Here is a 13,719-nt window from a genome sequence, read left to right as displayed (position 1 = left end):
GAACGTTCAGGAGGGCTTAATGATAAATCCCGTAAAACACAATTTCAGTCACCTTGGGTTTTCAAACGCTCAAAGTACCTCAGCACTGGGGCCTGCCAGTAATAAAGTGCCCAACTTTGTTTCGCGAGGGCGAGGCAAGGGGGTTCCAGTGGAGCAATTCAATACTGTCGAAGAGTGTCGTTTGGCGGGGCGGCAGGACAGCGTACTGGATTCGATAGACGGCAAAGAGTTCATGCAACTGCTGCAGAAGTACACGGCCTCTGAAACAACCGAAGAAGAATTTGCCGACCTGAGGGCCGCCATACCGCGCTACTCCATTGAGTTGGCCGAGTCGGATCACCCTAAAGTGCTTTATCGGGGGATATCTCTGGATGATGAGACTGCGTCGCTGTTACTGAATACCTCCAAGGGTTACCGCAGTCGTGAAATAGCCCATGGTCTTATTCACGGCCTGCGCGTGGTTAAAGGCGTTTACACCGCGACCGGGGTGGCCAGTGCCTCGACAGTGTCAGCCGTTTCGCAAGGCTTTGCGCTGGTGAACGCGAACAGGAAAAAAGAAACACCGGTTCTTTTTGTACTGAAAGCGATGCCTGCCGTTCCCGCGCTCAACCACAGTGGTGCGAAGGGGGTGACACTCAGTGAGAGCCGGTTGCCGTTATCGGTGGCCAGCAAGAGTGAACATGAAGTCATTCTGGATATCACCAACCGGTACGAAATTACGCAGGCTCGCCGGAGCGGTGAGTTCATTGTCGTCGACATGACGGTTTTAGGACGGTCCAAGAGGGGAGGTGAATTCGCTCTCGTCGAGACTGACAAATGGAAACAACTCTCTGGCGCCAAGGGCTCTAATCCAGGTGGATTGTTTCAAGCGCCCAATGGCGTTAAGTGGTATGTGAAAACCAACCCGTCTGCCAATAGGCTTCGAAACGAGGTGCTTGCCTCCAGGCTGTACCGTGCCGCAGGAATCGATGTTCCTGACATAGAGCTGGCGTCCCGCAAAGGCAAGCCCGCACTGATTTCAAAACTGATCGTAGGGAACCCCAAAGACCTCGATACGCTGGCAAAAAATAGCCAGTTGAAGTGCGGCTTTGCTGTGGATGCCTGGCTGGCGAATTGGGATGTCATCGGTCTGACGGGGGACAATGTCATCTTCAATCACCGTAACAAACCTGTGCGCATCGACCTTGGCGGCGCGCTGGTCTTCCGCGCCCAAGGGGAGCACAAGGGTAATCAGTTCGGTACCACGCCCATGGAACTGGTCACGATGCTGTCTCGTGAAGACAATTCGTCCAGTCGTGTCTTTCGGAACATCGAGCGTAATGACATCCGCGAGGGTATTGCAGCGATAGAAAAAATACCGGATGCGCGTATTGCCGCACTTTGCGCAGAGCATGGTCCTGGCAATCACAGCGAACGCATTGAGCTCGGTAAAAGACTGATCAGTCGGAAGAAGTGGCTGGTCGATATGAAGCAGACGCTTCCTTATATTCATCGCCAAAAGAACGAGCGTGGCAATGTTGTCACTGTTAAAAATCCCACGTTTCCCAGCGCTTTGGATACGTGGCGTGATCGATACGCCACAGCCGTTTTTGTACCCCACAGCGCTGTCCGTGGCAGCATGAACAACCTGCCGTTCAGATCATTTACGCCCCCCAACACAATGGATGGCTGGCGCCGATTTACGACCCGGGTGGTCAACTTCACAGAGCCGGAATTTAAGCGTTCCCAGCACCTTGCTCCCGCCAGTGGAGCGATCATTTTTGAGCCCGACGGCAGGGTGTGGATCACCGAGCCGACCAATCACCCGTTCGGCGCAACGCACGCTTTTCCCAAGGGAAAGCAGGAAGCCGGTTTGAACTTGAGGACCAATGCACTCAAGGAAGTCTACGAAGAGACGGGGCTTCTGGTGAAGTTCCATGGCTTCATCGGTGACTACGACCGAACAACATCCCGAACTCGTTATTACCTTGCCAAACGGATCGATGGAACACCGTCCGATATGGGCTTTGAATCTCAAAGCGTCAAGCTGGCAAACATTACCGAGGCCAAAAGACTGCTACCCAACGCCGTGGATATTGCCATCTTGCGAGACGCAGAGCGGGCTTATCTAAAGGGCCCCTTTTAATGAATCTTCATCTGCTTGAGCGCTGACAGACGATAAAGAGGATTTCTGAAGCCCTGCACAAAAACCCGTTCACCCAAACGCGTTACCTCCACAAAAAGGAGTAATGAAATGAGTATGAATACCTCTGTAAGCAACAACAGCCCGGGGTGGTCCCCTGTTTCATCGGGCAACCAAGCTCTGAGTCCGGACTATTCAGGTAAATCGTCGAGCAATGCCGTGCACTTTCTTGCTCCGGAAAGTACCCGGCGCGCGCCGAACACGGTGAGTTGGGGGAATGGCGCGCCGACAACCGCCACCGCCGGGAATGGACGAGCAGGAGGGGGCGATCAAAGTGACTTGATCGAGGCGTTGACGACGCTGATTCAGGCGCTGCTGAAACGCTTGCTCGGTGATTCTTCCGCAAGTAACTCTTCTGCAAATAACCCTTCCGACAACCCGTCCCCTGCTTCGTCCGGGCCAGGTCGAGCTTCTGCTTCTACCGGCGGCGCTGTCAGTTCGACGCCAGACTCAGGACTGTCTGAGCAGTCAAATCAAGCCCAACCGTTCAATAACACTGGCTTGGGTTCTCATGGCGGCGCGAATACGGTTCCTGACCGAATTGCGTCTCCTGAGGCAGCGCAAAAAATGGTCGAAGATGTGAAAAATGCCGGAGGGGAAACACTTCGCATCCAGATGACCCATGACCAGATCAATGACCCGGCGCAAATGGCCAAGCTCAAGGCGATGGTCGATGCCGGCGACAAACAAGGGGTCAGGATTCAGTTTACGTTTCGTGACAACGCCAATGGCGGTGGTGGCAACGTCTTGTCCGGCGACAAGCTCCGACAAGCCGCCGACGATGTCAAAAACGTGGTATCTGCCCTTGGAAACCATCCGAGTTTTGTACTCGATACGTTCAATGAGGGCGGCAAGAGTGCCACTCAAGATTGGGCCGATATGCAGAGCACGCTGATCAAATCCGCCCGCGACGCAGGTTACAAAGGCGACATCGTGGTGGAGGACAGCAATTGGGGTGGTGGTCTGACAGCCGGCGGGGAAAGCGGACTGGTCAAATACGCTGATCAGTTGAAAGCCGCCAACGGCAGCAATAACCCTGGCCTGATCGGCAGCATCCATGAGTACGCCAGCGGTGCCGATGCCTCCTCGCGTCTGTCATCGGAGATCAAGGCGCTTACGAGCGCGGGCTTCAAGCCGCAAATCGGTGAAGTCGGCAACGCCAACTGGACCGGAGGCGGTAACTTCGAACAGCGCGACGGCGCCAATCAGGCCGTGAAAGACAACATGGGCGCCCTGAAAGCGGCCGGTGCCGATGTGCTGCCATGGATGGACCAGTTCGAGAACGGCAAGATCAAACACGATGTCGGTTTCTCGAAAGGCGATCAGTTTTCCTGATCCTGTTTCATGGAACCTGATGTGCCTGTTGACCACTCAGCGGGCAGCTATCTGCGAGGTCGTCAACGACCAGTGCAGAGCGGCGAGTTGGAGAGGTTGCGCAGAGGCTGCGCTATCTGCGCAACCCCCTTTTTTCATGACCGATAAGTAGCAGGTATAAAAGCTATGCCTATCAACAGACCCGCCTTCAATTTAAAACTCAATACGGCAATTGCCCAGCCGACTGTGAAGAAGGATGCAGGTGCAGAATTGCGCCATTTGAATCAGAGCGAAGTGCGTGCCAACACACAGACACGTTTTGCCGTTAATCACCGTGCCCCCACTTATGACGTCGCGCAAAGCGCGCTGGGCGAAAATCACGGTGGCTGGACTGCCGCCAATCATTTCAAGATGACGGGGTCTGAAGTGTTCATCCATATGGATCGCCTGGAGCCGAACTGCAAGGGGGAGTTTGCCGGAGACAAGATCCACCTCAGCGTGGCGCCTGAGGATGTACCGAACGCATTCAATGCGATAGGCAAAATACTGCAGGCGAGCGACAGCCCGGTGGACTCGTGGAAAGTGACTGACATGAAGTGCCTGCAGGCAGAGATGCCGGCGGCAAAGCAGCGTGTGGCGCTGGGCGCTCAGTTCACAATCTACGCCAAGCCTGACCGTGCAGATAACACCTACAGCCCAGAGTACATGGGCAAAATGAGGGGGATGATCAGCAGTATCGAACAGGAGTTGAGCGCCGCCGGTGTGAGGCAGAGCAGCCATCGCCCGGACTCCGATGTCTCCCCTGGGCACTGGAGCTATGCGTCTTACCGCAATGAGCATAAAAGCAACAGATCAGGGACTTCCAATCAGCACAGGAACCTGGAGGCAGAGCCTTTTTTCCAGTTGGTCTCATTCTCTGACGGGGCTTCAGGGTCATCCAGGTCCAGCGCTGGCCATCAGGCTTTGCTGACACCATCGTGGGCCCGATAAGGCTGTTTTTCTGAGCGCTGCCGTGCGCCCGGGGTTTCTACAGTGAAATGTGAGTGTCGAAAGAAACGCTGGCTGCACGGCGACAGCTTCGGGTTCACCGGTGCAGGATCACCTGATGAATCTCCTGCAACGGGATGATCCGCTGCGCCGCGTTCAGTTTGATCGCTTCCTTGGGCATGCCGAATACCACGCAGCTGGCTTCGTCCTGAGCCACTGTCGCGCTGCCGGCATCAAGCATTTCCTTGAGCCCGCGTGCGCCGTCGTCGCCCATGCCGGTCATGATGATGCCGGTGGCGTTCTTGCCGGCGAATTTGGCCACCGAGCGAAACAGCACGTCCACCGAAGGACGATGGCGGTTGACCAGCGGGCCGTCGATGACCTGGACGTGGTAGTAGGCGCCGCTGCGCGTGACCATCATGTGTTTGCCGCCGGGGGCGATCAACGCGAGGCCGGGCAGGATGCGGTCGTTGTTTCTGGCCTCGCGCACCTCGATCTGACTCAGGCTGTTCAGGCGTTCGGCGAACGATGCGGTGAATTTTTCCGGCATGTGCTGGACGATGACCATGCCGGGACAGACGCGGGGCAGGGCCGTCAGAACCGCTTCAAGTGCCTGTGTACCGCCTGTCGAGGTGCCGATGGCGACGATGCGTTCAGTGGTCTGTGCCATGGCATGGCCGCTGGCAGCCGGCAAAATGGCATCGGCGGTCAGTTTGCTGGCCGGGGTCAGCACTGGGGCGGCGGTGCGCTTGCCGAGGTTCCTGACGTTGGAGTTGGCTGCTGCGCGTACTGCTGCAACCAGCTCGGCAGCCGAATCGATGAGGAAGTTCTTCAATCCGGTGGTGGGTTTGGTGATGATTTCCACCGCCCCGGCAGACAGCGCCTGCAATGAGGTTTCCGCGCCTTTCTGGGTCAGCGACGAGCAGATCACCACCGGTGTTGGCCGCTCGCTCATGATCTTCTTGAGAAAGGTGATGCCGTCCATGCGCGGCATTTCCACGTCCAGCACAATGACGTCCGGCCATTCCTGAGCGAGCTTGCTCATGGCGAATATCGGGTCTGACGCCGCACCCATCACGTGAATATCGGGGGTGTCGTTGAGAATGGCCACCAGCACCTGGCGTACCACGGCCGAATCATCGACCAGCAGTACGCTGATTTTTTTGTTTGGCATCTTTTTCCATTGCTTCCATTGGTTGGTGCCTGACCCATACGTTTCCGTCCCACAGGTCGAAGATGATGCTGCGATGGCCGGTGCTGCCCAGATCCTGAGCCATCAGCTTCAAGCGGTGCTGTTCGGCCAGCGCAAGCGCCGCATGAACGTTGCTGTCAGCGACGTTCTGCATGTGCGGGTCATGGCGATGAGCTGGAAACATTTCGCCGCCGCCAAACAGTTTGACCTGATATTCCTCCGGCAGGGTGCCATTGGCCAGCGCATGGCGAATGAGTATTTCCATCGCTTCGTCAGCGTACCTGCCGTCCAGTGGCTGATGCCTGCGTATGCGCCCGGGCAACATGAAGTGGCACATGCCGCCAATATGCCGCCACGGGTGCCAGAAGGTAATCGCCACGCATGAACCCAGCAACGTGCGCAGGCGAGTCGGCCGGGTCTGAAAGACCACTTCGCCAGGCCCCAGCACTATTTCGGCTACACCGACAGGCGTGTTCATGGTTTGCGGTAAATCGAAGGGGAGACCATTTTCAACATGTCATTTACACCGTTCAGGCTTTCTGAGTGGCTGATGATGAAATAGCCTCCTGGCTTGAGACGCGGGATCAACCGCGCCACCACTTTGCTTTTGGTTTCCTGATCGAAATAAATCATCACGTTGCGCAGGAAGATTACGTCGAACTCGCCCAGATCCGGCAGGGTGTCATTGAGATTGACCTGCACGAAACTGACCCGGCTGCGCAACGACTTGTCGATCAGGAAGGTCCCTTCCTGGCGACCTATGCCTTTCAGACAGTATTTGAACAGCAAAGGTTGCGGTAACGTCTCGGTGCGTTCCATGGGGTAGTGACCGCTGCGCGCCTTGCTCAGCACGCGGGTGCTGATGTCCGAACCGACCACTTCCCAAGGCGTGGTGCCCAGTTGTTCGGCCAGGGTCATGGCCAGGCTGTAGGGCTCTTCGCCAGACGAACTGGCAGCGCTCCAGATACGGAACATTTTGCCGTGCGTGACCTTGGGCAGCACCTGCTGACGCAGAAAATCGAAGTGCTTGGGTTCGCGGAAGAAATACGTTTCGTTGGTGGTCAGCAGGTCCAGCGCCACTTGCAGCTCGCCGTTGCGCTGATCGTTCATGATCAGCTTGAAATACTCGCCATAGTTGTCCAGCTCGTAATGCTTGAGACGCTTGAACAGACGGCCGGCGACCAGCGCTTTCTTGGCCAGCGTCAGTTTGATGCCCGCAGCGTTGTACAGCCAGTTCTGGAACTGGCCGAATTCGCGATCGGTGAGCGACGCTGTATCAGGCATGTGCAGACCTCACGTCGCATCGACGTCGGGCGGCAGCGACTGGCTTGCCTCGGCAAGGCTGGACATTTCATCGATGGACAACACGCGGTCGACCTCAAGAACGATCACGAACTTGCCGTCGACCTTGGCCATGCCGCTGATGAAGTCGGCGCGAATTCGCGCACCGAAGTTCGGCGGCGGCTCGATCTGCGACGCCGGAATCTCCAGCACCGCCGAGACATTGTCGACCAGCAGACCGATGTCCTGCGGCTGGCCGTCCTCGCTGTTGGCCTCGATGATGATCACGCACGAACGCCGAGTGATATCCGAGTTCTGCCGCCCGAAGCGCGCCGACAGATCGACCACCGGCACCACCGCGCCGCGCAGATTGATCACCCCGCGTACGAAGGCGGGCATCATCGGCACCACCGTCAGGCTGCCGTACTCGATGATTTCCTTGATGCCCAGAATGCCGATGGCGAACATCTCGCCACCGAGCATGAAAGTCAGGTACTGCGCCTCTTCTTCGACCGTCGCTGCGGTCTGCCGAGTCGTGACCAATGAGCCCATGTCGTTCTCCCTTGGAGTCTCTATCGAAGCCGGCAATCAGAAACGGGTAAATTCCGATTCGTCCGGGGCGCCCGCCATGCTTTGCGCAAATGCCTTGCGCGGAGCCTGCTGTGGAGGGCGCGGAGGCTGACGGTTCGGGCTGTTGCGGCTGTCGAACGTAGCGTTCTGCGCGACGGCCCGTGGCGATGCGTCGAGGGTGAAGAAACTCATGGCCTGTTGCAGTTGTTCGGCCTGGCTGCTCATTTCTTCAGCTGTGGCCGCCAGTTCTTCGCTGCTCGATGCGTTTTGCTGGGTGACCTGGTTGAGCTGGGTCATGGCAGTGTTGATCTGCGCCACACCGGCTGCCTGCTCTTCCGACGCAGCACTGATTTCCTGCACAAGGTCGGAGGTCTTGTTGATCGAGGGCACCATCTCGTCCAGCAACTTGCCGGCCTTCTCGGCCATGTCCACGCTGCTCGACGACAACTCGCCGATTTCCTGCGCGGCCACCTGGCTGCGTTCGGCCAGCTTGCGCACCTCGGCGGCCACAACCGCAAACCCCTTGCCATGTTCGCCGGCACGCGCGGCTTCGATGGCAGCGTTGAGGGCGAGCAGGTTGGTCTGGTAAGCGATGTCGTCGATGATGCTGATGCGCTGGGCGATTTTCTTCATCGCCACAACGGTCTGCTGCACCGATTCGCCGCCATCGGTGGCTTCCTTGGCGGCCTTGCTGGCCATGCCATCGGTGACTTTGGCGTTCTCGGTGTTCTGGTTGATGCTGGCGCTCATCTGCTCGACCGACGCGCTGGTCTCTTCGACGCTGGCGGCCTGCTCGCTGGTGGCCTGGCTCATCGACTGAGCGGTGGCGCTGACTTCTTCCGAGGCACTGGCCAGGTTGTCGGCGGCATTACGCACTTCGCCGATGATGTGCGACAGCTTGCCGACCATGTTGCGCATGGCGTTGAGCACCATGCCGGTCTCGTCCTTGGAACCGTGGCCGATGTGGGCGTTGAGGTTGCCCTCTGCCAACTGCTCGGCGGCCGTTGCAGCCTCTTTCAGCGGGCGGGAGATGATCCGGGCGATGAATAGCGCCAGGCCGAGACCGATCAACAAGGCTGCAACCAGCACGACGACGATCGAGATGCGTGCGTTTTCGTACAGCGTGGTGCCTTTGTCACCAGCAGCAGTCGCCCCGGCGTCGTTGAGCTCGACCATTTTTTGCAACTGACTGGTCACTTCGTCGAAATGCGTTTTGGACTCGCCCTTCAGCAGCGCTCGTGCCTGGGCTTCGAGGCCCTGACGGGACATGTCGAACAACTCGTTGCTGCTCTTGAGGTACGCAGCCCATGTCGAGGTAACGCCATTGAACAGTTGGCGATCTTCGTCACTGACCACCAGCTTGTCATAGGTGGCCAGGCGGGTTTCGAACTGTTTGCGAGAGTCCGCTGCTTCAAGCTCCATCTGCGCCTTTTCCTGGGCGGTGTCGGCTGCAATGTGGCGGTTTTCCTTCAAGCGATAGTTGGCGGCGAAGAAGCGCATGCCCGAAGCCGCGCGCATGGACGGCATCCAGTTTTCCTTGATGTCCTGAGCGGCCTGGTTGACCTGGCCGAGCTGGATGATGGCAAAGACTCCCATGGCCGCGGTCAACGCCAGAACCACCAGAAACGAGGTAATCAGCTTGGTGGAAATCTTCAGATCGTAGAACCATTTCATTGAAGTAACTCCTTGGGAATTGCGAATCCGTCAGCGAGAAGTGGGCAACAGGGATTGAGGCGCCTGGGTCGAGCGGGCCTCCATGTGTACGATCTGGTTGAGCAGGGCGGGTATGTCGAGAATCAACGCCACCGCGCCGCTGCCCAGAATCGTCGAGCCGCTGATGCCGCGCAGCGCGCCGAACAGCTTGCCCAGAGGTTTGATAACGGTTTGGAACTCGCCAAGCAGGTCATCGACCACCAGACCGGCCTTGTGCTCTGCGTAACGCACCACCACCACGTTCTGGCGCCTGGCGGCCGGGCCTTCATGATTGAAGTGGTCACGCAGGTAGACCAGCGGCAGCACTTCGCCACGCAGGTCCAGGTAGCCGCTGTCGCGGGTCAACTGCCGGTTGTGTTCGTCCAGCTCGATGCATTCCTGCACCATGTCCAGCGGGATCACGTACGTCGACTGATCGATACCGACCAGAAAACCGTTGATGATCGCCAGCGTCAGCGGCAGGCGGATGCGCACGATGGTGCCCTGACCGGGCTGACTGTCCAGATCCACCGTGCCGCGCAGCAAGGTGATGTTGCGCTTGACCACGTCCATGCCGACACCGCGCCCCGAAAGGTTGGTGACGGCCTCGGCAGTGGAAAAGCCTGGCTCGAAAATCAGGTTGTAGATTTCCTGATCGGTGAGGCTTGCGCCGGCCGCCACCAGTCCGCGTTGCTGGGCCTTGTCGAGGATGCGCTCGCGGTTGAGTCCGGCCCCGTCGTCGGCGATTTCAATGACGATGCTGCCCGAGTCGTGGTACGCGTTGAGGCTCAAATGACCTTTGGCCGGTTTGCCTGCTGCGCGACGTGCTTCGGCGCTCTCGATGCCGTGGTCCATGGAATTGCGCAGCAGGTGCATGAGCGGGTCGCCGATCTTTTCGACGACGGTCTTGTCCAGTTCGGTCTCCGCACCATTGATGATCAGGTCAATGTCCTTGCCCAGTTCCTGGCTGACATCGCGCACCACACGGCGGAAGCGATTGAAGGTATCGCCGATGGGGATCATGCGCAGGTGCAGCGCGCCATCCAGAATCTGCTCGACCAGCCCCGATACGGTGGAACTGGCTTCCTGAAGCGGGTCGTTGTCGCACGACTTGGCCAGCAGGCTGGCACCAGCGCTGGCAATGACCAGCTCGCCGACCAGATTGATCAGCTCGTCGAGCTTGTCGGCGTTGACGCGCACATAGCGGCCATCCTTGTTTTTCTGCTCGCTGGCCGAAGAAGGGCGCTCTACAGCGGTTGCCGTTGCCGTTGCGGGCGTACGAGGCACTGCGCGCTGATCGCCCAGCAGTTCGCCGCTGGCCACCAGAGGGCTGTGCTCGGGCTGCGAGACCAGTTCGGTGCCGGTAGGCTCAAGGTGGTCTGGCGTCTCGTTCACCGGGGTGATTTCCACGGCGCAGTCTTCACGTACGAAATCGAAGACTTCGTTGATTGCGGCGTGCCCGGCAGCAGAGCGGAAATCGATCTCGAAACCCAAGTGGCAGGATTCCGGGTCCCACGCCTCAACTGCTGGAATACCGTCGGTTACCGTCGTGACCTGGACCATCTGCCCCAGGGTATTGAGGTAGCGCAGGAACGACAGTGGGTCCATGCCGTTGCGAAACACATCCACGCCAAAGCGCAGCGAGATATGCCAGAGCACCTCGGCTGACTGTTCATCATCACTGACGACCGACGCACTAGTGCTGTCAGCGGCCCCGGCGCTGGCCGGTGCCTGGAAGACCTGCAATGCCTGACGCAACGCCACCTCACGCTCCAGGGCAGGCGGCTGCAACTGCTCGCCACGGCTGGCAACCACGTCGATCAACTCAAGCATGTGATCACCGGATTTGAGCAGCACGGCGATCAGCTCGGCGCTTACCGAAACGCTGCCTTCACGCAGACGATCCAGCACGTCTTCGACGATGTGAGTAAAACTGACGATAGGCGTCAGCCCGAACAGTCCGGCCGAGCCTTTGATGGTGTGCGCTGCGCGGAAAACCGCGCCGATCGCGTCTTGGTCGCCGGGCTCGCTTTCGAGTTGCAGGAGGGATTCCTCCATGGCCTGCAAAAGCTCACGCGCTTCAACGATAAACGTCTGCTGTGCCTGATCGAGATTAATACTCACGATGACTTCCTTGATCGATCACTGGGCCGTACTGCAACTGGACGCGCTACAGCACCACACCCGGATTACATAACTCGAAGGTTTCGCTGACCGCCTTGCTTTGCCTGGTCAGGTGCAGCGAAGTCCCGGTCTTGCCGGCTTCGCGCTGAATCACTGCCAGCAGTTGCAGGCCGGCGCCGTCCATCTCGGTGACCTGTGAAAGATCAACCTCCAGGCGTGCTGCAGCGCCGATCTGTGGCAATAGCCTGGCGGCCAATTCGGTCACGGTGTAGATCGTCAACTCGCCGTCTATCTGCACGCGTGCAGTGTCGTTGGTGCTCTCGTCTGGCGTGGGCATGCTGGCCTCCAGGGGCCTGGGTCTCAGGGCAGGATCAGCTTGGAAACCGCTGCGAGCATTTGTGCCGGTTGAAACGGTTTGACGACCCACGCCTTGGCGCCTGCGGCCTGACCTTCGGCCTTTTTCGATTCCTGGGATTCGGTGGTCAGCATGATGATGGGCGTGAACTTGTAGCTGGCCAGCTTCTTCACTTCCTTGACGAAAGTGATGCCGTCCATGTTCGGCATGTTCACGTCGCTGATGATCAGGTGCACTTTCTGCCCGGTGAGCTTGCCCAGTGCATCCTTCCCGTCACAGGCTTCGATAACGTCGTATCCGGCACTCTTCAGCGCGATACCGACGACTTGCCGGACGCTGCTTGAATCGTCGACCACCAATACACTCTTAGCCATGATTTACTCCTAGAAAAACGTGATTTCCTGCGAATCCTGCTGTGCTGCCGATTCACCTCGGTGAGTGCGACGCTGCTCGTCGGTCGCGTAGGTGGACTCCATGCGCGCCAGCCATTGCCGGGCGTCGATGGCGACCGCCTCATCAGGGGATTGGCTAGCCTGCAGAAGGTGCGCGTGCAACGAGTCGATGTTGTCGCGTACGTGGGCGAGAATCTGGCTGACCCGGTCCTGAAACTGCAGGTTCACCAGAACCTCGGTCATTTCGTCGCGAATCCCGTAGCTCTCCTGCTTGAGCAGGTCGGCGGACTCGGCCAGGCGACCGGTGATGCTCTGGAAGCGCTCCAGTACGTTCTGAATGCTTTGCTCGGAAGCGGCCACCGAATGGCTGTCCTGATCGGCGCCGCTCGATGCAGCCTGCACCAGCTGGGTGATGGCGTTGTTGATGATGTCGACCTTGGCGGACATCTGCTGACCGGTTTCGCTGGACTTGCTCGACAGGCTGCGCACCGCGTCGGCCACCACGGCAAAGCCACGGCCCGCTTCACCGGCACGCGCTGCCTCGATGGCCGCGTTGAGGGCCAGCAGGTTGGTCTGTGCGGCAATCGCTGCAACGTCGGCGGCCATGGTGCGCAATTCGCCGGTGTAGGCGGTGAGGCTGCGCACCTGGGAGAGCGTCTGGTCGCGGCTGGCCTGGGTGGATTTGAGCGAGTCGATTACCCGGCTTAGTTCGCTGTCGCTCTGCGACAACACTTTCAGCGCACCATCGGCGTTCTGACCGTCCAGTTCACCGGCAGCGTGCTGAGACGCCTGCACGGTTTCCTGCAGGCGCTCGGAAATGCCCATGAAACGCGTGCTCAGCTCGACGATGGCGGTTTCGGTCTGCTGGCGCGAGCTTTCGACCTGCTTGGCCCAGATCGGCATGGCACCAAGGAGGATTTCATTGAACTGGGCGCTGGAGGCCATGGCGCTGCTTTGAGCGCTATGTACCTGATGATGGTCCAGCGCCTGAGCCACTGCGTGGCGCACTTCGTTCTGCTGTGAGCGGGCAGACCAGGCACAAGCGCCGAAACCGATCACCAGCAATGCAGCGCAAGCCACCAGATTGGCGGTACCCATGCCGAACTGAGAGAGAATCCAGGCAATGGCGGGGACGACGGGAATGAGTGAGAACCAGATGAAACGCGGATGACGTTGCGCAGGAGTGCTACTGAATTGATTCGACATCATGGGTTCGATCCCTGAACAGTGCAGCGTTGTACACGACTCAATGGTTATCTGCGCGCCGCAGACAAACTTGATAACAGTACGAGAGCCTTCCGTCCGATTGCTTGGCGCACAACCCGATCCTGTTAAAAATAGCGGGTATTCGGGGCACCGCAAGTCGGCGCAGCAAACGCGTTGGCAGAACAGTCGGATTCACTTAGGAGAGGACGCAGAGCGTCCGGAACGGCATGCGACGCAGAGCGCCGCACGATAGTGAGATGATCGTTCCTCACGCTCCAGCGTGGGAATGCAGTTCACGACGCTCTGCGTCGCAACAGGACGCGGAACGTCCGGAATGGCATGCGACGCAGAGCGCCGCACGATAGTGAGATGATCGTTCCGCACGCTCCAGCGTGGGAATGCATTTCACGACGCTCTGCGTCGT

Annotated in this window: 12 protein-coding genes; 3 read left to right on the top strand and 9 right to left on the bottom strand. The window is 58.7% G+C overall.

Going from position 1 to position 13,719, the window contains the following annotated elements; translation table 11 throughout:
• Positions 1–19 precede the first annotated feature (19 nt).
• The 3 genes from LCH65_RS23490 to LCH65_RS23480 all read left to right on the top strand — a co-directional run bounded on the left by LCH65_RS23490 (position 20) and on the right by LCH65_RS23480 (position 4,486).
• On the top strand, positions 20–2,125 hold the full coding sequence (locus LCH65_RS23490) for an NUDIX domain-containing protein (protein ID WP_226439842.1): 2,106 nt from the start codon (positions 20–22) through the stop codon (positions 2,123–2,125).
• Between the two features lie 108 nt (positions 2,126–2,233).
• The gene (locus LCH65_RS26350; RefSeq protein WP_342030487.1) at positions 2,234–3,517 is read left to right on the top strand and encodes a cellulase family glycosylhydrolase; all 1,284 of its coding nucleotides are present in this window, start codon (positions 2,234–2,236) and stop codon (positions 3,515–3,517) included.
• A gap of 165 nt (positions 3,518–3,682) precedes the next feature.
• Positions 3,683–4,486, top strand: a complete 804-nt coding sequence (locus LCH65_RS23480) for a type III effector (protein WP_058416301.1) — start codon at positions 3,683–3,685, stop codon at positions 4,484–4,486.
• A gap of 94 nt (positions 4,487–4,580) precedes the next feature.
• Here the strand turns inward: LCH65_RS23480 and LCH65_RS23475 are convergent, their stop codons facing one another.
• The 9 genes from LCH65_RS23475 to LCH65_RS23435 are packed head-to-tail and all read right to left on the bottom strand — an operon-like array spanning position 4,581 to position 13,295.
• Positions 4,581–5,657 (bottom strand): chemotaxis response regulator protein-glutamate methylesterase, encoded by a 1,077-nt coding sequence (locus LCH65_RS23475; RefSeq protein WP_003430751.1) that lies wholly within the window; start codon positions 5,655–5,657, stop codon positions 4,581–4,583.
• Positions 5,620–6,153, bottom strand: coding sequence for a chemoreceptor glutamine deamidase CheD (gene cheD, locus LCH65_RS23470; RefSeq protein WP_058396828.1), 534 nt, complete (start codon positions 6,151–6,153; stop codon positions 5,620–5,622). Before cheD ends, LCH65_RS23475 begins: the two co-directional genes overlap by 38 nt.
• The gene (locus tag LCH65_RS23465; RefSeq protein WP_003371237.1) at positions 6,150–6,959 is read right to left on the bottom strand and encodes a CheR family methyltransferase; all 810 of its coding nucleotides are present in this window, start codon (positions 6,957–6,959) and stop codon (positions 6,150–6,152) included. Before LCH65_RS23465 ends, cheD begins: the two co-directional genes overlap by 4 nt.
• A 9-nt stretch (positions 6,960–6,968) precedes the next feature.
• Positions 6,969–7,508: a chemotaxis protein CheW gene (locus tag LCH65_RS23460; protein ID WP_005745466.1), complete on the bottom strand. Its 540-nt coding sequence runs from the start codon at positions 7,506–7,508 to the stop codon at positions 6,969–6,971.
• 36 nt (positions 7,509–7,544) lie between these two features.
• Positions 7,545–9,200: a methyl-accepting chemotaxis protein gene (locus tag LCH65_RS23455; protein ID WP_054082221.1), complete on the bottom strand. Its 1,656-nt coding sequence runs from the start codon at positions 9,198–9,200 to the stop codon at positions 7,545–7,547.
• A 30-nt stretch (positions 9,201–9,230) separates the two neighbouring features.
• The gene (locus LCH65_RS23450; protein ID WP_226439841.1) at positions 9,231–11,342 is read right to left on the bottom strand and encodes a chemotaxis protein CheA; all 2,112 of its coding nucleotides are present in this window, start codon (positions 11,340–11,342) and stop codon (positions 9,231–9,233) included.
• A gap of 46 nt (positions 11,343–11,388) precedes the next feature.
• The gene (locus LCH65_RS23445; RefSeq protein WP_226439840.1) at positions 11,389–11,679 is read right to left on the bottom strand and encodes an STAS domain-containing protein; all 291 of its coding nucleotides are present in this window, start codon (positions 11,677–11,679) and stop codon (positions 11,389–11,391) included.
• 23 nt (positions 11,680–11,702) lie between these two features.
• Positions 11,703–12,071, bottom strand: a complete 369-nt coding sequence (locus LCH65_RS23440) for a response regulator (RefSeq protein WP_002553206.1) — start codon at positions 12,069–12,071, stop codon at positions 11,703–11,705.
• 9 nt (positions 12,072–12,080) lie between these two features.
• Entirely contained in the window at positions 12,081–13,295 is a 1,215-nt protein-coding gene (locus LCH65_RS23435) for a methyl-accepting chemotaxis protein (RefSeq protein WP_032609089.1), read from the bottom strand.
• Positions 13,296–13,719 lie beyond the last annotated feature (424 nt).

Origin of the sequence: Pseudomonas sp. MWU16-30316, assembly GCF_020515645.1 — a bacterium.
Classification (GTDB): domain Bacteria; phylum Pseudomonadota; class Gammaproteobacteria; order Pseudomonadales; family Pseudomonadaceae; genus Aquipseudomonas; species Aquipseudomonas cerasi.
This window is presented reverse-complemented; position numbering and strand designations above follow the sequence as displayed.

Excerpts from the sequence above, each read along its gene's own strand:
- LCH65_RS23490 (WP_226439842.1), top strand. The coding sequence starts at position 20 with ATGATAAATCCCGTAAAACACAATTTCAGTCACCTTGGGTTTTCAAAC.
- LCH65_RS26350 (WP_342030487.1), top strand. The coding sequence starts at position 2,234 with ATGAGTATGAATACCTCTGTAAGCAACAACAGCCCGGGGTGGTCCCCT.
- LCH65_RS23480 (WP_058416301.1), top strand. The coding sequence starts at position 3,683 with ATGCCTATCAACAGACCCGCCTTCAATTTAAAACTCAATACGGCAATT.
- LCH65_RS23475 (WP_003430751.1), bottom strand. The coding sequence starts at position 5,657 with ATGCCAAACAAAAAAATCAGCGTACTGCTGGTCGATGATTCGGCCGTG.
- cheD (WP_058396828.1), bottom strand. The coding sequence starts at position 6,153 with ATGAACACGCCTGTCGGTGTAGCCGAAATAGTGCTGGGGCCTGGCGAA.
- LCH65_RS23465 (WP_003371237.1), bottom strand. The coding sequence starts at position 6,959 with ATGCCTGATACAGCGTCGCTCACCGATCGCGAATTCGGCCAGTTCCAG.
- LCH65_RS23460 (WP_005745466.1), bottom strand. The coding sequence starts at position 7,508 with ATGGGCTCATTGGTCACGACTCGGCAGACCGCAGCGACGGTCGAAGAA.
- LCH65_RS23455 (WP_054082221.1), bottom strand. The coding sequence starts at position 9,200 with ATGAAATGGTTCTACGATCTGAAGATTTCCACCAAGCTGATTACCTCG.
- LCH65_RS23445 (WP_226439840.1), bottom strand. The coding sequence starts at position 11,679 with ATGCCCACGCCAGACGAGAGCACCAACGACACTGCACGCGTGCAGATA.
- LCH65_RS23440 (WP_002553206.1), bottom strand. The coding sequence starts at position 12,071 with ATGGCTAAGAGTGTATTGGTGGTCGACGATTCAAGCAGCGTCCGGCAA.
- LCH65_RS23435 (WP_032609089.1), bottom strand. The coding sequence starts at position 13,295 with ATGTCGAATCAATTCAGTAGCACTCCTGCGCAACGTCATCCGCGTTTC.